Source organism: Flindersiella endophytica (genome assembly GCF_054779015.1).
Genome location: NZ_BAAGYY010000024.1, coordinates 117221 through 134297 on the forward strand (window position 1 = coordinate 117221; position 17077 = coordinate 134297).

General features: G+C 70.0%; 15 protein-coding genes and 1 pseudogene. 6 read left to right on the forward strand and 10 right to left on the reverse strand.

What is annotated here, in order from left to right:
* Window positions 1–730, reverse strand: a pseudogene (locus ACYVF6_RS28385) (hypothetical protein); the annotation flags it as partial.
* A gap of 229 nt (window positions 731–959) precedes the next feature.
* Complete coding sequence (locus ACYVF6_RS28390; protein ID WP_460525655.1) at window positions 960–1727, reverse strand: TIGR03936 family radical SAM-associated protein; 768 nt, start codon at window positions 1725–1727, stop codon at window positions 960–962.
* A 115-nt stretch (window positions 1728–1842) separates the two neighbouring features.
* On the opposite strand from ACYVF6_RS28390, the gene ACYVF6_RS28395 reads away from it, so the two are divergent.
* Window positions 1843–2988: a hypothetical protein gene (locus ACYVF6_RS28395; protein WP_460525656.1), complete on the forward strand. Its 1146-nt coding sequence runs from the start codon at window positions 1843–1845 to the stop codon at window positions 2986–2988.
* A gap of 152 nt (window positions 2989–3140) precedes the next feature.
* Here the strand turns inward: ACYVF6_RS28395 and ACYVF6_RS28400 are convergent, their stop codons facing one another.
* Entirely contained in the window at window positions 3141–5075 is a 1935-nt protein-coding gene (locus tag ACYVF6_RS28400) for a radical SAM family protein (protein WP_460525657.1), read from the reverse strand.
* A gap of 59 nt (window positions 5076–5134) precedes the next feature.
* Here ACYVF6_RS28400 and corA point away from each other — a divergent pair, with 59 nt between their 5' ends.
* The 3 genes from corA (at window position 5135) to ACYVF6_RS28415 (ending at window position 8455) form a co-directional block, all read left to right on the forward strand.
* The gene (gene corA / locus ACYVF6_RS28405) at window positions 5135–6148 is read left to right on the forward strand and encodes a magnesium and cobalt transport protein CorA (RefSeq protein WP_460525658.1); all 1014 of its coding nucleotides are present in this window, start codon (window positions 5135–5137) and stop codon (window positions 6146–6148) included.
* Window positions 6149–6225: 77 nt separating this feature from the next.
* Window positions 6226–7335 (forward strand): beta propeller repeat protein, encoded by a 1110-nt coding sequence (locus tag ACYVF6_RS28410; RefSeq protein ID WP_460525659.1) that lies wholly within the window; start codon window positions 6226–6228, stop codon window positions 7333–7335.
* 64 nt (window positions 7336–7399) lie between these two features.
* A complete protein-coding gene (locus tag ACYVF6_RS28415) occupies window positions 7400–8455 on the forward strand; it encodes a hypothetical protein (RefSeq protein WP_460525660.1) in 1056 nt (351 codons plus the stop codon).
* Here the strand turns inward: ACYVF6_RS28415 and ACYVF6_RS28420 are convergent.
* From ACYVF6_RS28420 to ACYVF6_RS28445, 6 genes are all read right to left on the reverse strand, one after another.
* Window positions 8406–9356: an ATP-binding protein gene (locus ACYVF6_RS28420; protein ID WP_460525661.1), complete on the reverse strand. Its 951-nt coding sequence runs from the start codon at window positions 9354–9356 to the stop codon at window positions 8406–8408. The two genes, ACYVF6_RS28415 and ACYVF6_RS28420, sit on opposite strands and share 50 nt — an antisense overlap.
* A 77-nt stretch (window positions 9357–9433) precedes the next feature.
* Entirely contained in the window at window positions 9434–10774 is a 1341-nt protein-coding gene (locus ACYVF6_RS28425; protein WP_460525662.1) for an ABC transporter ATP-binding protein, read from the reverse strand.
* Window positions 10771–11559 (reverse strand): ABC transporter permease, encoded by a 789-nt coding sequence (locus ACYVF6_RS28430; protein WP_460525663.1) that lies wholly within the window; start codon window positions 11557–11559, stop codon window positions 10771–10773. Before ACYVF6_RS28430 ends, ACYVF6_RS28425 begins: the two co-directional genes overlap by 4 nt.
* The gene (locus ACYVF6_RS28435) at window positions 11552–12481 is read right to left on the reverse strand and encodes an ABC transporter permease (RefSeq protein ID WP_460525664.1); all 930 of its coding nucleotides are present in this window, start codon (window positions 12479–12481) and stop codon (window positions 11552–11554) included. Before ACYVF6_RS28435 ends, ACYVF6_RS28430 begins: the two co-directional genes overlap by 8 nt.
* Window positions 12478–14049, reverse strand: coding sequence for a periplasmic substrate-binding domain-containing protein (locus ACYVF6_RS28440; protein WP_460525665.1), 1572 nt, complete (start codon window positions 14047–14049; stop codon window positions 12478–12480). The genes ACYVF6_RS28435 and ACYVF6_RS28440 overlap by 4 nt, the downstream gene beginning before the upstream one ends.
* A gap of 31 nt (window positions 14050–14080) precedes the next feature.
* The gene (locus ACYVF6_RS28445; protein WP_460525666.1) at window positions 14081–14449 is read right to left on the reverse strand and encodes a DUF5655 domain-containing protein; all 369 of its coding nucleotides are present in this window, start codon (window positions 14447–14449) and stop codon (window positions 14081–14083) included.
* Window positions 14450–14604: 155 nt separating this feature from the next.
* Between ACYVF6_RS28445 and ACYVF6_RS28450 the strand changes: the two genes are divergently transcribed.
* Window positions 14605–14940 (forward strand): winged helix-turn-helix domain-containing protein, encoded by a 336-nt coding sequence (locus ACYVF6_RS28450; RefSeq protein ID WP_460526578.1) that lies wholly within the window; start codon window positions 14605–14607, stop codon window positions 14938–14940.
* Between the two features lie 196 nt (window positions 14941–15136).
* Here the strand turns inward: ACYVF6_RS28450 and ACYVF6_RS28455 are convergent, their stop codons facing one another.
* Window positions 15137–15913, reverse strand: coding sequence for an MBL fold metallo-hydrolase (locus ACYVF6_RS28455; RefSeq protein WP_460525667.1), 777 nt, complete (start codon window positions 15911–15913; stop codon window positions 15137–15139).
* Window positions 15914–16003: 90 nt separating this feature from the next.
* On the opposite strand from ACYVF6_RS28455, the gene ACYVF6_RS28460 reads away from it, so the two are divergent.
* Entirely contained in the window at window positions 16004–17020 is a 1017-nt protein-coding gene (locus ACYVF6_RS28460; protein ID WP_460525668.1) for a LacI family DNA-binding transcriptional regulator, read from the forward strand.
* Window positions 17021–17077 lie beyond the last annotated feature (57 nt).

The following is a 17077-nucleotide window of genomic DNA, read 5'->3' on the forward strand; positions in this document are numbered from 1 at the left end:
TGGAGTCGGACTCCTCGGCAGCGCGGCTCGTGGTCTCGGTGTCTTCGGTCGCCTCCGCGGTCTCGTCGGCCGTGCGGTCACCGCGCGTACGGGCGCGGCGGCGCCGGCTCGACTTGGGCGCCTGCTCGTCGTCGTCTGTGCCGGCCGGCGCGGCCTCGGTGGCGCGCGCGGCGGCCGCGGCCTCGGCGGCCAGGTCAGGCGCCTGGAAGAGGACGCTCGGCGGCTGGAACGTGACGGATGCCGCCGCCTGCCGGGTGGCCGACGCGGCGGAGTCGCCGGACCCTGCGGAGGTGCTGGGCGCGGCGGAAGCCTTGGCGTCGGTCACGGGGACGGCCTCGGCGGCAACCTCGGTGGCCGCCACAGGCTCGGGGGCCGCGGCCGTCTTGGCGCTCTTGCGGGTCCGCTTCCGGGCAGGCTTCTCGGCCGGCTGGTCGCTGCCGGCACCGGCCTCGGGCGCTGCGGAGGTGTCGGCGCCGGTCTCGGCGGACGCCTCCGGCGGTGCGGCGGCTACCGCCGCGGCCCGCTTCCGGGTACGGCGGGCCGGCTTGGCCGGAGCGTCGTCGGATGGCTGGACGTCGGAGGCCTCAGCGGCCGCGGCGTCGTCAAGTGTGGGCTGGACAGTCGACTCAGGTGGAGCGTCGGCCTTCTTGGTCGTACGACGTCTGGTTCTGGTCGTTGTCTTCTTGGGGGTCTCGGCACCCGGTTCGGCGCCTTGCTCGTTGTCGAGCATGCAGTCTGTCTCCTGTCGGTCCTCGGGCACGAAGCCACACGAGGACGTGTGTTCAACGTCGGCCCCAGGCCAGTACGGGCCTGGTCGCCGGCGTAAGTCCGGTTTGGGCACGCTCGCGGGCGATGGGGTTCGCTCGCGGAGCCCTCGACGGCGCCACGCCTCCCGCACCGCTAGGCGTGAACCCCAACGCGGGCCCCTCCGCGGTGAACGACCGCGCCACAGCCGGCTGTCACACGGATGTGACAGCGGCGTCGCGGTCGGGCGCCAGCGGGTCGCCTACGGTGCCGGACTCCTCGTCCCAGAGGCCTTGCGCCAGTCTGGTCGCTCGAGGAGGGACCGAAAGCACGAGGCCTGCTACCAGGCGAAGCCCGGCGAGGACGTCGTCGGGTCGTACGGCGGGCGTCTCGTGCCGTACCACCAGCTGAAGTATCGCACACGATTCTGTGGACCCAACGTTTCCGCCGGTCGTGGCGAGTCTTCGCACGGCGCCACGGATGTCGAAAACCCGTCGTCCGTTCTTTGTGAGCCGCTCGACCTCGATGCTCTCGCGAGCCAGAAACTCCGTGGTCGCACGGTCGAGCTCGGCGGTTTCGACCCCCGGCAGCTCGATCCGCCAGGACGATGCCTGGAGGCGCTCCGCGAGGTTTCCGGAACCGGCCGTCACGACGTCCAGAACGTCCAGCCCGTCCGGCAGTGCCTCGTCCAGCGCCTGCCGGATGTCGTGCGGCTCACAATGTTCAACAACGGCGATCTCTACGTATTCCGCCTCGCTCGCCGTGCCGGTCGGCGCGGCGCCGGCGTACGAGATCTTCGGGTGCGGGCTGAACCCCGCGGAGTAGGCAATCGGGATGCCGGCCCGGCGGACCGCCCGTTCGAGCGCCCGCTGGAAGTCGCGGTGGCTGCTGAACCGCAGCCGGCCGCGACGGGCGTACCGCAGCCGGAGCCGCTGCACGGCCGGGGGTGTGTGCCGCTCGGGAGGGGCGTTGCGAGGACTCATCAAGCGTGACTCTAGCTGTGGGTCGGCGCACAGAACATCGTGCGGGTCGTCGGCGGCATGCGGGTGGAGGGGCTTCCTGCGTGCGGTCGGCGCCTCTAGGCAATGATCTCCTGCGATGCTCACGCTCCCACCCCGCTGGAAGTCGGCTTTGCGGTACGCCGCGCCGGCTCTGGCCGGGTACGTGGCGGTACGGGTGTTTTGCGTCCTTCTGTTCGCGGGGTGGGCATGGCTGGCCGGCGAGGACCCGTACACGCTGCTGTCCGGACGCTGGGACGCGGTCTGGTACGGCCGGATCGCGGCCGATGGCTATGGCTTCGTCGCGCGGGTGCCGCCGGACATCGTGCACCCGGACTACGCGTTCTTCCCGCTGTTCCCGTGGCTGATGCGGCTGGTGGCGGCCGTGACGCCGCTGTCGCTGCAGGCGTCGGGGCTGGTGCTGTCGTGGCTGGCGTCGGTGGCGGCGGCCTGGGGCCTGTTCGCGGTCGGGGCGCACGTGGCGGGGCGGCGAGCCGGGATCGTCCTGGCGATCCTGTGGGGCGCGCTGCCGATCGCGATCGTCGAGTCGATGGCGTACACGGAGACGCTGTTCACGGCGCTTTCGGCGTGGGCGCTGTACGCCGTGCTGACGCGGAGGTGGCTGGTCGCGGGGCTGCTGACCCTCGTGGCCGGGCTGACCCGGCCGGCGGCGGTCGCCCTGATCGCGGCGGTGGGGCTGACGGCGCTGATCTCGATCGTGCGCTCGTTGCGGGCGGGCTCGTGGCGTGAGTGCGTGCGGCCGTTCCTGGGGGCGGCGCTGTCGCCGCTGGGCTTCCTGGCGTACGTCGGCTGGGTGGGGGCGCGGGTCGGCAGCGTGACGGGGTACTTCGAGGTGCAGGCGCAGTGGAACAAGTCGCTGGACCTGGGCCAGGCCGCCGCCCGCCAGATCTGGACGATGCTGAGCGGGCCGCTGCCGTGGGTGGGCGTGCTGGTGCTGCTGGCGTATGTGCTGGTCCTGGCGTTGTTCGCCTGGTCGGCGGTGCGGTTCCCGGTGGCGGCGCTGGTGGCGTACACCGCGGGCAACGTCTACCTGGCGCTGTTCGGCACGGGCTACTTCAACTCACGCCCGCGCCTGCTGGTGCCGGCGTTCGCGCTGTTGCTGCCGTTCGCGGTGGCGCTGGCCCGTTCACGGCGCGGGGTGGCGGTGGGCGTGCTCGTGGGGTTGACGCTGGTGTCCGCGGTCTACGGCGGCTACATGCTGGTCGTCGGCCAGGCGCCACCGTAGAAGTCCTGGTGGCGCTCTGTCATGCAGTCCCGGCGTAGCTTCCGTTCGCAGGCAGCGAGGTAGCGGATCTCGATGAACGCCATGTGCGTCGATGCCGGTCACGGGCGTCGATGTCGGTCACGGGCACAGCCTGCCAGGCCGTGCCCGTGGCGTCAGCTGACCGAGGCGATCGGCAGGAGCTTGGCGCCCGTCGGGCCGATCTGGATTTCGGTGCCCATCTGCGGGCAGACACCGCAGTCGAAGCAGGGGGTCCAGCGGCAGTCTTCGACCTCGGCCGCGCCGGCCGGGTCGATGGCTTCCTGCCAGTCCTGCCACAGCCACTCGCGGTCGAGGCCGGCGTCGAGGTGGTCCCACGGGAGCACCTCGTGCTCTTCGCGCTCTCGCGTGGTGTACCACTCCAGCGACACCGGCTCGTCAGCGAAGACCGACGAGCACGCCGAGACCCAGGCGTCGTAGGAGAAGTGCTCGCTCCAGCCGTCGAAGCGGGCGCCGTTCTCCCAGACCGTACGGATCACGCGCCCCACCCGGCGGTCGCCGCGGGACAACAGGCCCTCGACGATCGACGGCTGGCCGTCGTGGTAGCGGATGCCGATCGCCTTGCCGTACTCGCGATCGGACCGGATCGCCTGCTTCAGCTTCGTGAGCCGATCGTCGACCGTCTCCCACGCGCACTGCGCCGCCCACTGGAACGGCGTGTGCGGCTTCGGCACGAAGCCGCCAATGGAAACGGTGCAACGGATGTCGCGCCGTCCGGACGCCGCGCGCCCGGCTGCGATCACCTTGCGCGCCAGGTCGGCGATCTCCAGCACGTCCTCGTCGGTCTCGGTCGGGAGGCCGCACATGAAGTAGAGCTTCACCTGCCGCCAGCCGTTGGCGTACGCCGTCTCGACCGTACGGATCAGGTCGTTCTCGGAGACCATCTTGTTGATGACCTTGCGCATCCGCTCCGAGCCACCCTCGGGAGCGAACGTGAGCCCCGACCGCCGTCCGTTGCGCGACAGCTCGTTGGCCAGCGTGATGTTGAACGCGTCGACGCGCGTCGACGGCAGCGACAGCGAGACGTTGCTGCCTTCGTAGCGGTCCGCGAGTCCCTTGGCGACGTCGCCGATCTCCGAGTGGTCGGCCGACGACAGCGACAGCAGCCCGACCTCCTCGAAGCCGGACGACTGGATGCCGTTCTGCACCATGTCGCCGATCGTGGTGATCGAACGCTCGCGTACGGGCCGCGTGATCATGCCGGCCTGGCAGAACCGGCAGCCGCGCGTGCAGCCGCGGAAGATCTCGACCGAGAACCGCTCGTGCACCGTTTCGGCCAATGGCACAAGGGGTTTCTTCGGATACGGCCACTCGTCGAGGTCCATCAGCGTGTGCTTGACGACGCGCCACGGGATGCCGTTGCGGTTGGGTACGACACGCTTGATCCGCCCGTCCGGCAGATACTCGACGTCGAAGAACCGCGGCACGTAGACCGCACCCGACGCCGCCAGCCGCCGCAGCAGCTCGTCGCGGCCGCCCGGCGAACCCTCGGACTTCCACTCCCGGATCACCTCGCTGATCGCCAGCACGACCTCTTCACCGTCGCCGAGCACGGCGGCGTCGAGGAAGTCGGCGATCGGCTCGGGGTTGAACGCGGAGTGGCCGCCGGCGAGCACGATCGGGTGCTCGTCGGTACGGTCGCGCGACTCCAGCGGGATCCCGGCGAGGTCGAGAGCCGTCAGCAGGTTGGTGTAGCCCAGCTCGGTGGCGAACGAGACGCCGAGCACGTCGAACGCCCCCACCGGCCGGTGCCCGTCGACAGTGAACTGGGAGACGCCGTGCTCGCGCATCAGCTTCTCGAGGTCCGGCCAGACGGCGTAGGTACGCTCCGCGAGGATCCAGTCACGCTCGTTGAGCACCTCGTAGAGGATCTGGACTCCCTGGTTGGGCAGACCCACTTCGTACGCGTCGGGGTACATCAGCGCCCACCGCACCGTCGCGGCGTCCCAGTCCTTGACGGTCGAGTTGAGCTCACCGCCGACGTACTGGATCGGCTTCTGCACCAGCGCGAGCAGTGGCTCCAGACGCGGAAACAGCGATTCCACGGCCATGGTCGTTGGTCAGCCTCCGTCGGGGTTCCGGACAAAAGGACAGCGTAACCTGCTCCCTCGTGACCGTCATCGACAACGCCGTCTACGTCGACGGCCAACGGATCGAGCCGGAGTCGCTGGAGCAGACGTACGAGCTGCTCCGCGAGCAGCGGGGCATCGGGTGGATCGGCCTGGTTCGCCCGGACGAGGCCGAGCTGGCCTCGGTGGCGCAGGAGTTCGGGCTGCACGAGCTGGCCGTGGAGGATGCCCTGCACGCGCACCAGCGGCCCAAGCTGGAACGCTACGGCGACACGCTGTTCGTCGTCCTGCGGCCGGCGCGTTACGTCGACTCCAACGAGGTCGTGGAGATCGGTGAGCTGCACGTCTTCCTCGGCGCGGACTTCGTGGTGACGATCCGGCACAGCGACTATCCCAACCTGGCTCCGGTGCGCCGCAAGTTCGAGACCAACCCGGAACTGCTGCTGCTCGGGCCCGAGGGCGTTCTGTACGAGATCCTCGACGAGGTGGTCGACGGCTACCTCCCCGTGCTGGCCGGAGTCCACAACGACATCGACGAGATCGAGACCGTTACGTTCGCCGACGAGACCGATGTCTCGCGCCGCGTCTACGAGCTGACCCGCGAGGTGATCGAGTTCCAGCGGGCCTGCGCTCCTCTGCTCGACGTACTGCACTCGCTGGCGGCCGGGTTCACCAAATACGGTGTGGACGTCGAGCTGCAGCGCCTGCTGCGCGATATCGAGGACCACACCGTGCGCGTCGTCGAACGGGTGCAGAGCCAGCGCGACCTGCTGCAGAACCTGCTCAACCTGAACGCCACGCTGATCGCCCAGCGGCAGAACGAGGAGATGAAGCGGCTCTCCGAGATCAGCATCGCGCAGGGCGAGGAGGTCAAACGCCTGTCGTCGTGGGCGGCGATCCTGTTCACGCCGACCGTGATCGGCGGTGTCTACGGCATGAACTTCGACCGCATTCCCGAGCTGCACTGGGCGTTCGGCTATCCGTTCGCGCTCGGGCTGATGCTGCTGTCGGGCGTGGTGCTGTGGGTGTTCTTCAAGCTCCGCGGCTGGCTGTGATCCGCGCTCCTCGAATCGGGGAGAAGTCGTGAGGAATACCCGATGACAAACGTAGGCGGGTCACAAAGCCTGAGGGCATGAGATATCGCCTCGCACTCGGTTTTGTCCTCGTTGTGCTCCTCGCGGCTCCGGCGGCCGCCGTTCAGCCGAGCTGGTCGGTCGTCCCCAGTCCCAACCAGAATCCGGCCGAGAACCGGCTGCTGGATGTCACCGCCGTCGCCTCGAGCGACGCCTGGGCGGCGGGTTTCGGCATACCGGCGAACCAGTCGGACCAGGTGAGCATCCTGCTGCACTGGAACGGGCAGCAATGGAGCCTGACCGACCACCCTCGGCCGGTGGCCAACAACCGGCTGAACGCGGTCGATGCCCTGACAGGCAACGATGTCTGGGCCGTCGGCTCGGCCGGCGGGTTCCCGTTCACGACGCACTGGAACGGGGCGCGGTGGACCACTGCGGCGAGCCCGCGGCCGGGTATCGCCAGCAGCCTGAGCGGCGTCCGGACGTTCAGCGGCAACCGTGCCTGGGCGGTGGGCGGAACCAACCTCGGCAACTTCGACGGATCGTTACTCACGATGCGCTGGAACGGGACGAGCTGGACGGAAATACCCACCCCGGCACCAATCGCCGACATCAGCAATCTCTACGACGTGGACGGCGTTTCGCCGGATAACGTGTGGGCGGTGGGGCTGCAGCTCGACAGCGTGTTCCCGATCGGCTCGTACCATCCGGTCGTCCTGCACTGGACCGGCCAGGCCTGGACCCTCGAACAGCTGCCGGCGATCGCCCCGAGCGCCCGGCTCGAGGGTGTCGTCGCGCTCGCGGCGAACGACGTGTGGGCGGTCGGCTCCAAGGCGAGCAGCGCGGGCGGGCCGTGGGCGCCGCTGCTCCTGCACTGGGACGGCGCCGGCTGGCAGCAGGCCGCCGCGCCGGTAACGGCCGGTGAGCTGCGCGGCGTCACAGCGACCTCGCCGCAGTCGGTGGACGCGGTCGGATTCAGCGGCATCAACAACCGGCAGGCACTCGCCCTGCACTGGGACGGAACGACCTGGACCTCGGCACCCGTACCCACCCTGCCCGGCAACGTCGAGCTCGAAGGCACCGACGCCGCCGGCCCCGACGCCCTGTGGGCCGTAGGCAACCAGCAGACGACAACCCGCGCCACGCTGACCCTCCGCGGCTCACCCTGAGGAGGGAGGCGCTTCCACCCCACGCGGGACGCGGGACCCGGTGCGGTTCGCGCAGGCTCGGGGCATGACGACGACGCTTGCTCCTCCCCTCCAGCGGCAGCGGCTCCCACTGCGCCGGACCGCCTGGCTGCCGTACGCCGTGCTGGTCTGGGCGCTCGCCTACGGGAGCCTGCGGCTCTGGTGGGCGCTCGGCGGCCAGCCCGACATCCCGCCGATGGGGTACGACCTGCTGGGCATCACCGGCTGGCCGGTGGTCGTGCTGTGCGCGCTGGCTGCCGGCCTCGCACCGGCGCTGGCCCGGCAGCCGCGGTCCAAGCCGCTCGGCTGGACGCTGACCGGGCTGGCCGGCGTGGTCAGCGCCGGGCTCGTCGCCGGCGCCGGGCTGATCCTGCTCGACGTGGTGGGCACGCTGTTCGGCGGACTCGGCATGTTCCACTCGCTCACGGGCGCCGCGAGCCGTGCCGGTTGCCTGGCCGGCGGGCTGCTGCTCGCCAGGCTCGCCGTGACCTACCAGCGCACACTGCGCGGCGGGTGCCTGACCTGCGGTCGCACCGACGCCTCCCCGACGCCGGCCCGCACGCCGCGCTGGGCGTACGCCGCTGCCTACGCCGCGGTGCTGGCCTACCTCACCCGGATCGGGGCGCAGTACGCGGTCGGCTTCGGCGAGCAGGCAGCACCGATCCGCGGCGAGGGCGACCTGGCCGCCACCATCTCCGAGTGGGCCTTCCTGATCGGCACGGCGCTGGCCGGCATCCTGCTCCCGCTCGCGCTGGTCCACCGCTTCGGGCGGATCTGGCCGCGCTGGACGCTGTTCCTGTCCGGCAGGAAGGTTCCGCGCTGGCTGGTACTCGGCCCGGCGTTCGCGCTGTCGGCCGGTCTCGTGGCGTACTTCGGCACCGGCATGATCCAGATGATCATCGACCCGTTCGAGAGCACGGACGCGCTGCCTGGCTGGTTCTTCTGGGTGGCCGTTCCGGCGTACGTCGCCTGGGGCGCCGGCCTGGGCATCGCGGCGTTCGCCTATCGCGCCATGACCCGGCCCGCATGCGGCGGCTGCGGGGCCCCGGATGTCAGAGAGCAGCCGGACCCATCACGAACGTCTCGTCGATCTGCTTGGTGAGGTCCGCGCCGGAACGCTCGTTGGCCCACGCCAGGGCGTTCCGGCGGTGGAACTCCGCGGCCTGCTGCTGGAACATCGCCCAGTCCTTGGGTGTCTGGTCGACCAGATCGACCATCGCGGCCAGCGTCTTGAGGTTGTCGGGTTCGAGCTCGCCGATCGGCCGGACGTCGCCACGCTCGGCGGCGCGCACCAGCGACGAGCGCCCGATCCAGGCGTAGAGGTCCGCACCCAGCTGGTCGCGCAGGAACGCCAGGTCGTCGGCGTCGGCGATCTTGTTGCCGATCACCGCGATCCGGACGCCGAACTCCTTGGCGTAGTCCTGGTATTGCCGGAACACCCCGATCGAGCGCAACGTCGGCTCGCAGACCAGGAACGTCACGTCGAACCGCGTGAACAGCCCCGAGGCGAACGAGTCGGCTCCGGCCGTCATGTCGACGACGACGTATTCGTCCGGGAAGTCGACCAGGTGGTTGAGGATCAGCTCGACCGCGCCGACCTTGGAGTGGTAGCACGCCACGCCGAGGTCGGCCTCGGTGAACGGCCCGGTGACGGCGAGCCGCACTCCCCCAGCTGTGCGAACGCACGCGTCCCAGATCGGGTTCGGCTCGGCGACCCGCAGCAGCCGCGACCCCGAGCCGGCCGGCGTGGTCTTCGTCATCGCGGCTTCGTCGCGGATACGCGGATTGTCGCCGCGGAGGTGGCGCTTGATCAGCCCGAGGTGCTCGCCGAGCGTGGGCAGCGACTCCGGGTCGACCGCCGGGTCGAGCGCCTGGACCAGGTGCTGGTTGATGTCGGCGTCGACCGCGAGCAGCGGCCGGCCGAGGTCGGCGAGATATCTGACCAGCAGCGAGCTCAACGTCGTCTTGCCGCTGCCGCCTTTGCCAACGAACGCGATCTTCATGATGCTTTCAACCCTCGGATGACTTTGGTACCGGTTTTCAGTTTCAGAGCGTAGCCCATCGTGCCGACACCATCGCGTCAGGCCACCGGCACGAGCCGGTCGCCCTCGACGCGCAGCACGCGGTGGGCCAGCTCCCGCAAGCGGCGCTCGTCATGGCTGGCGACGACCAGAGCGACTCCACGCGCGGCCAGCGCGACCAGCGCGCGAGCGACCTCGGCGCCGACCGACGGATCGAGTGCGGCGGTCGGCTCGTCGGCGACCACCAGCCGGGCCTGTCCGGCCAGCGCCCGGGCGACGGCCACCCGCTGCCGCTGGCCGCCCGAGAGCTCCCGCGGACGAGTGTCCGGGTCGACCTCGCGCAGGCCGAGATTCGCGAGCACCTCGACCGCCGGCTCACGGTCGGCAGGGGTGATCCGGCGGTTCCCGGCCGCGGCTTCGGCGACCGTACGCCAGATCGGCCAGCGGGGGTCGAGGCTCGCAGCCGAGTCCTGGAACACCGGCATCACGAAGCCCGGCCGCGGGTCGAGCACGATCCGGCCGCTCACCGGCGCCACCTGGCCGGTGAACGCTCGCAGCAACGTCGTCTTGCCCGAGCCCGAACGTCCGAGCAGGCCGACGATCTCCCCGGCCCGAACCGTCAGATCGACGTCCCGCAGCACGGGCCCGCGGCGGCCGGAACGCCGGTAGGCCAGCGTCACCTGCTCCAACGCAGCGATCACGGGCGCATCGTCCGGGAGCACGGGCGGCGCGAGCAGAGCCCCGGGCCGCGTTGGGCTCTCGTCGACGCAACCACCCGCCCGCCCGGAGTCCCGCAGCACCAGCACCTGGTCGGCGTACCGGCTCACCAGCTCGACGTCGTGACTCACGATCAGCAGCGAACGCGACGACCCGACCAGCGCCTCCATCGCCGACTCCGCGAGCTCCGCGTCCAGCGCCGACGTCGGCTCGTCGGCGAGTACGAGCGGCGGGTCGTGCGCGGTGGCCGCGACCAGATCGGCCCGCTGCAGCATGCCGCCCGACCACGCAGCGGGCCGGTTCCTCAAGCGGGCAACGGCGTGCGAGATACCGAGCGAGGTCAGCCGTCCGGCGATCTCGCCCCGCCCAGGCCGGCGGCGAACCGCGCGCCACGCCTCCGCGACGTGGTGCCCGACGCTCCACGACGGATCGGCCGCGGCGTACGGGTCCTGGCCGACATAGCCGACGTCGACGCCCAGCCGGCGACCGGTCAGCACCTCGCCGCTCACCTCGGCGTCTCGCGGCAACACGCCGAGCAACGCACGCAACAACGTGCTCTTGCCCGACCCGGACTCCCCCACGACCGCGACCACCTGCCCCGGCTCGACCGCGAGCGACACGCCCTGCAACGCGAGCCGGCCGGAGCCATATCGGACGCTGAGATCCCTTACCAGCAGTGTCATCCGCGATCACCCCGGACGGAGTCCGCCAGCAGGGCGGCACACGCCACGGCGACGACGATCGCGCAGCCCGGCGCGACCACGAGCCACGGCGCCTGCCCGGCATAAGTACGCGAGTCCGCCACCAGCCGTCCCCACTCGGCCGTCGGCGGCGCGACTCCCAACCCGAGGAACGACAACGCCGACAGGCTCAGCACGATCTCGCCCAGCCCGAGCGTCGCGATCGCGAGCAACTGCAGGCCGGACGTCGGCACGACGTGCCGCACAACCGCACGCCACCGCGACACGCCCGCCAGCCGAGTGGCCAGCACGTACGGCTGACCGAGCTGCTCCCGGCCGAACCGCCGCGCATACCGGGCCATCGGCGCCCACCCGGCCAGCGCCATCGCCAGCACGAGGTTGGCCAGTCCCGGCCCGAGCACACCCACGATCGCCAGCGCCAGCACGACGTGCGGGACGGCGAGCGTCACGTCGGTCAGCCGGGCGATCGTCGCGTCGAGCAGTCCGCCGGCCGTCGCCGCCAGCAAGCCGATCAGCAGCCCGGCCACGAAGCCCAGAACGCCGACCAGCAAGGCCGTCCCGAGCGAGATCCGTGCGCCTGCAGCCAGCCGGGACAGCACGTCCCGTCCGGCCTCGTCGGTCCCGAGCGGGTGCGCGAGGCTCGGCGGCAGCAGCTTGGCGGCGTAGTCCGTCGCGTTCGGATCGGCGGTCAGCAGCGGTACGACCGCGGTCAGCGCCAGTAGCACAAGCAGCAGGAACAGCCCCACCGCCAACGACGGCCTACGCATCGGCGGACCTCGGCTCGATCAGGTCGGCCACGGCGTCCGCGAGCGTGCTCACCACGACGTACGCGAGCACGCCGAACAACACGATCCCTTGCACGACAGGCACATCGCGGGCCTGGATCGCGGCGACCAGCTGCCGTCCGATGCCCGGCCAGGTGAACACCGTCTCGACGACCGCCGCACCCGCGAGCAGCATCCCGACGGTCATGCCCGCGGCGGTCAGCAACGCGGGCACGGCACCTGGCAACACGTGCACCAGCAGCCGCCGCAGCGCCGAGGCTCCCCTGGCCCGGGCGACCGAGACGTACGAGGCGCCCGCCCGACCCAGCATCACGGTACGCAGCACGCGCGCCCACACCGCGGCCGCGCCGACCGCGAGCGGGACCGCTGGTAGCACAGCCGCACTCCACGTTCCGTCCGCGAGGACAGTGCCCCACCCGAGCCGCAGCACCACGAACTCGAGCACCACCGTGGCCACGACGAAGCTCGGCACCGCGGCGCCCACGAACATCACGCCACGAGCCACCAGGTCGACCAAGCCGCCGCGGCCCGCGACGGCGACCAGGGCGAGCGGAACGGCGATCAGCAGCGCGAGGCCCAGTGCGACGACGGCGAGCCTTACGGTGGCAGGCAGCCGTTCGCCGATTTCCGACGCCACCGGCCGGCTGGTTGCCCACGACGTGCCGAGGTCACCGTGCACCAGACCCAGTAGCCACCGCCCGAATCGCAGCGGCGCCGGCTCGTCCAACCCGAGTGCCGAACGCGTGGCCGCGACCTGTTCCGGCGTCGGCCGGTCGAATCCCCTGGCGATCAGGACTTCCCGCGCCGGATCGCCCGGCGCCAGCAGCTGCAGCGACCAGACCAGGACAGCCGCGCCGGCTATGGTGGCGATCCCCTGGCCCAGCCTGGCGAGCAGCCGCCTCATCCCGCTTTGGTGTTCGCGTCCAGATGGTGCAGGACCGACGACGGGCGATACCCGGCGAACCCCTCCCCGACCACGGCCGGCGAAGCTCGCTGGGCGACGATCACGGTGTAGACGTTCGCCGCGATCCGCTGCTGCACCGCGGCGAGCAGGTCGTTCCGCGTTCCGTCGTCGCCGGTGGCCTGCAGCCTCGCGACCGCCTGGTCGAGCGCCGGGTCGGCAACGCCACCGAAGTTGTGCGCGCCCTTGCTGGTAAGGAAGTCCCGGAGCGGCGCGATCGGGTCGTAGGTGTAGCCGAGCGTGCCGTCGAACGACAGGCCGACGTCCCAGGTGGTGGGTTTGGCCATCGCGTCGTAGTTGTTGGGCACCTCGTCGATGTGGACGTCGAAGCCGGCCTGCTTCAGCTGGGCCTGCATGGCGACCGCGATTGTGCCGGTGTCGGGCTGCTGGGGATAGGTCAGCACCCGGATCGCGAGTTTCGTCTTGCCCTTCTGCCGGATTCCGTCCTTGCCCGGGCGCCAGCCGGCCCGGTCGAGCAGCCGGCCGGCGGCCGCGAGGTCGGTGTGCTGAGTCGGTTCGGCGTACGGCACGGCGTCCGGGAAGAGCCCGGTAGGCGTGGTGTAGATGCCGTCGAGCACCTGCTTCGCGATCTGCTCGCAGTCGAGCGTGGCGGCGAACGCACGCCGCACCGCGACGTCGTTCATCGGTGCTTTACGCAGGTTGAGGAACGCACGCAGCTGCTGCAGCGGCTGGGCCGCGACCTCCGCACGCGGCCAGGATCGCCCGCTGCGCAAGGGCCGCAGCGACTCGGTCGGCGGATAGAGCGCGACGTCGGCCTCACCGCTGCGTACGGCCAGCACGCGCGCCTGCCCGTCGGGAACGAACCGCACCTCGGCACCTTCGAGCGCGACGTCGCCGCCCCAGTAGTCGTCGTTGCGCTTCAGCACCATGTGGTCGGCATCGAGCTCGGTGACGTCGAACGGCCCGGTGTAGATCCCCTTGTCGAGCAGGTCTTCCGGCTTGCCGTCCGCCTCGTCGACGGCCTTGGGATCGAAGACCGAGATGAGCTGCTCGTCCGCGAGCAGGTTCGGCAGGTTCGCCATCGCGGCGGACGTGGTCAACCGCAGCGACCGATCGTCGATGACATCGACCTTGGTGCCGGGGAGCTTGGCGGCGACGGCCGGGTTGTCCTTGACGTGCCGGTCGAAGACAACCTTCAGCGTCGCGGCGTCCAGCGGGTCGCCGTTGGCGAACGTGACGTCCGGACGCAGCGTGAGCCGCCAGCGGGTGGCTGCCTCACGGTCGAGGCTCTGCAGCAGCCAGGGCTCGACGGTGCCCATCTCGGTCGCACGCATCAGCAGCTCGCCGTATCCCCACTCCGGGGCCCAGAGCCCTTGCTGGATCGGGTCGAGGCTCTTCACCTGGAACGGCGTGACGAAGCGGATGACCTTCGCCGCCAGGCCCTGCCCGTCGTCCCCACGATCGAAGCCCTCACCACAGCCCACACCGCCAACCGCCAGGGTGGCGACACACACGATCGCGGCAAGCACGCGCCGCACGACACCGATCATTGACCCTCCTCGGCGAAGATGATACTCATGTTCAACTCGCCGCGTCATACGCCTCGGCCAGCCAGTCGCACAGTTGCTCGTCGACCTGGCTGGGCTCGGTCAACCGCATCAGGTGCCAGACCCGATCACTGCCCCCTCCGTACGTGCGGGTGATGCGCGGGTCGCGGACCGTCCGCGGCAGGACGAACGCCACCGACAACGCGCGGGCCATCGGACGGATTTCCGCGAGCTTCCGCTCGGCCTTCAGGAACACCCCGACGCTCACGATGTCGAGATGCAGCGGTCCGAGCGAGTCGAGGAAGCTCGCGATCGCGTCGTAGATCTCCCGTTGCACCGGCGGCCGGCCGGCGAACGTCTCGTCGAGAGTGCAGCCGGGCACGCAGACATGCGACTGGTGCATGCGGTCGAACTCTCGGTCACAGGCGGGACACACCCAACGGCTCACAGGCACCATCATGGCGGGTTTCGATCGTGTTGTCGGCACGGCATTCATCTCAGGAAAAGGTGCGGGCTCTGGACGCGGGCGCCGATGATTATGTGACCAAACCGTTCGGAATGGATGAATTACTGGCGCGATTGAGAGCCGCTCGCCGGCGGGCCCAGCCGGGCGGGGCGGAGGAATGGCACCTGCTCGAGGTGCTTGCACGTTCGCCCGGGCAACTAGTTCCGCAAAAACAACTCCTCCAGGAGGTGTGGGGGCCGACGTACTCCACCGAGACGAATTATCCGCAGGTCGACCTCGCCGGTCCGCGCCGCGAGCTCGAACCCGATCCGGCCCATCCGAGGCCTCATCACAGAACCCGGCATGGGCTACCGATTCGAACCCCGACTCGCCATGGCAGAATGCTTACATGGCCGCTTTCCTTCTGCTTCCCACTGGGACAGACCTGACTTTGGGCGACATCGAGGCTTGGGTACACCGCGCCCGTGCGCTCGGCGCCACCGAGGAGTCACCTGTCCAACTCGGCGAAGCTCCACCCGCCGCTCGCCAATCCGGAACCACGCTTAGCGTTCCGGTGAACGTGACGCGAACCGTGCTGCCGACCGCGGGATAGCGGCGAACCCTCCCTTCGTAAGCGAAGTTTGTTTACGCTATTTCCAGCGTGAGGTTCTCTTCGGCGACTATCACCATGCCCTCAAACGCCGCGCCAGCACGAGCGGCCGATATTTCGCGGTTGTTTCCGGGCAGGAAATGCGTGAGCAGGAGCTTTTTCGCGGCCGCGGCCGTGGCGAACTCACCGGCCTCCTGGGCGGTCAGTAGATAACGTTCCAAGCCCAGGTCGAGTTCCGGATTCGGCTCTCCGTCGAACGACGAGTCCATGATGAACAGGTCGGCGTCCCTTCCGAGTTCGGCCAGCGCCTCCGTCGGGCCGGTGTCGCCGGTATAGGCGATCGTCAGGCCCGGTGCGGTAATACGAATTCCGGCGTTCGGAACGAAGTGCGGTAACAACGTTCCCGTGATCGTGAACGGCCCGATCTCGTACGTGCCGGGCAGCTCACCGATCTCGAACACGTCCTCCAGAACGCCGTTGGGCTCCAGCGGCTCGACCCGCTCGACCACACCCGGCGTGCAGAGCAACGGAATTCGCCGCTGGTTCCGATCGGCGGGCGGACTGCCGTCGAACTCACCGTAGTAGCGCACGCGGTAGAGCGCGTTCAGGTCGACGCAGTGGTCGGAATGCTCGTGGGTGATGACGACGGCGTCGACGTCGCCGAGCGGGCAGTGCTCGAGCAGCCGCGGCAGCGTCGCGAACCCCAGGTCGAGCACGACTCGCAGGCCTTCGTACTCCAGCAGGAATCCGGCCGTCGCCCGGCCGGCTTCGGGTCGCGCGCCACAACTTCCTAAAACGGTGAGCCTCGCCATCCGGAAAGGCTCTCACAATTGGGACCGCTGAGGTGTCCGGTGGCGGACACCGTCTTGACGCGTTACCCACAAGGTGGTTAAACGTATAACGTGTCGATCCGGCGTAACGCAACGTCGCGAGATGTCGCCGCTATGGCAGGCGTGTCCGTCGCGACGGTGTCGTACGTCGTGAACGGCCGGCTCAACCGGGTGAGCGCCGAGACGCGCGAGCGCGTGCTCGAAGCGGCCCGGCACCTTGGATATGCGCCGAACACCTCGGCTCGCGGGCTTCGGCAGCGCCGTACCGAACGCGTCTGCCTGGTCGTGAGCGAGATCGGCGTGCCGACGTTCGACCAGCTGACGCGCGACCTGCACGCGGCGGCCGACGCCGCGGGCTACGGCGTGATCACGATGGTCGTCGACTCGCCGCTGCGAGCGGGGAAAACCCTCGAGCTCCTGCGGCAGCGGATCGCCGACGGCGCGATCGTGGCGGCTCCGGCCGAGTACATCGACGGACAGCAGCTCGCCGAGCTGGCCCGCGCCGGACTGCCGCTGGTGGCGATGGCGAACTCCCTCGCACCGCAGGGATTCGACGTCGTTCGCACACCCGAACGCGAAACCTGTGGCGTGGCGTTCGACCACCTGTTCGGCACCGGCAGGCGGCGGGTCGCGTTCCTCGGCCGGCACGCCGAGGTCGAGGCGGAGTCGTCCGAACGGCTCGATGCCTACCTCGACGCGTTGCGGCGGCACGGCGTCGAACGCGACGACGAGCTGATCGTGACCGGTGCGGACGATCGCGTGAGCGGCTACCGCGCCACGGCACGCCTGCTGGAGCTGGCCGAGCCGCCCGACGCCATCTTCGCCGCGACCGATCGCGCCGCGATCAGCGCGATCTGGGCGATCCGCGACTCCGGCCGCGACGTACCGGGTGACGTCGCGGTCGTCGGCGTGGGCAACCTCGAGGAAGGACTCATCACCAAGCCGGCGCTGACGACCGTCGGGCAACCCCGGCTTGACTTCACCAAGGTTGCCGAGCTGCTGTTCGACCGCCTGGGAACAACCGAATCAGAGCTTGGCGGCCGGGAACACCTGCTGCCCTGGAGCTTCATCCAGCGCGACTCGGCCTGACCCGGCACCTCAACGGGCCCTTGTCGAGCCGCCTACAATTCCTATTCAACCGATGGA

What these genes read in the sequence shown, in the direction of transcription:
- ACYVF6_RS28390 (WP_460525655.1), bottom strand. Translation starts at nt 1,727, where the DNA reads ATGAGTCCTCGCAACGCCCCTCCCGAGCGGCACACACCCCCGGCCGTG.
- ACYVF6_RS28395 (WP_460525656.1), top strand. Translation starts at nt 1,843, where the DNA reads ATGCTCACGCTCCCACCCCGCTGGAAGTCGGCTTTGCGGTACGCCGCG.
- ACYVF6_RS28400 (WP_460525657.1), bottom strand. Translation starts at nt 5,075, where the DNA reads ATGGCCGTGGAATCGCTGTTTCCGCGTCTGGAGCCACTGCTCGCGCTG.
- ACYVF6_RS28410 (WP_460525659.1), top strand. Translation starts at nt 6,226, where the DNA reads ATGAGATATCGCCTCGCACTCGGTTTTGTCCTCGTTGTGCTCCTCGCG.
- ACYVF6_RS28415 (WP_460525660.1), top strand. Translation starts at nt 7,400, where the DNA reads ATGACGACGACGCTTGCTCCTCCCCTCCAGCGGCAGCGGCTCCCACTG.
- ACYVF6_RS28420 (WP_460525661.1), bottom strand. Translation starts at nt 9,356, where the DNA reads ATGAAGATCGCGTTCGTTGGCAAAGGCGGCAGCGGCAAGACGACGTTG.
- ACYVF6_RS28425 (WP_460525662.1), bottom strand. Translation starts at nt 10,774, where the DNA reads ATGACACTGCTGGTAAGGGATCTCAGCGTCCGATATGGCTCCGGCCGG.
- ACYVF6_RS28430 (WP_460525663.1), bottom strand. Translation starts at nt 11,559, where the DNA reads ATGCGTAGGCCGTCGTTGGCGGTGGGGCTGTTCCTGCTGCTTGTGCTA.
- ACYVF6_RS28435 (WP_460525664.1), bottom strand. Translation starts at nt 12,481, where the DNA reads ATGAGGCGGCTGCTCGCCAGGCTGGGCCAGGGGATCGCCACCATAGCC.
- ACYVF6_RS28440 (WP_460525665.1), bottom strand. Translation starts at nt 14,049, where the DNA reads ATGATCGGTGTCGTGCGGCGCGTGCTTGCCGCGATCGTGTGTGTCGCC.
- ACYVF6_RS28445 (WP_460525666.1), bottom strand. Translation starts at nt 14,449, where the DNA reads ATGCACCAGTCGCATGTCTGCGTGCCCGGCTGCACTCTCGACGAGACG.
- ACYVF6_RS28450 (WP_460526578.1), top strand. Translation starts at nt 14,605, where the DNA reads ATGGATGAATTACTGGCGCGATTGAGAGCCGCTCGCCGGCGGGCCCAG.
- ACYVF6_RS28455 (WP_460525667.1), bottom strand. Translation starts at nt 15,913, where the DNA reads ATGGCGAGGCTCACCGTTTTAGGAAGTTGTGGCGCGCGACCCGAAGCC.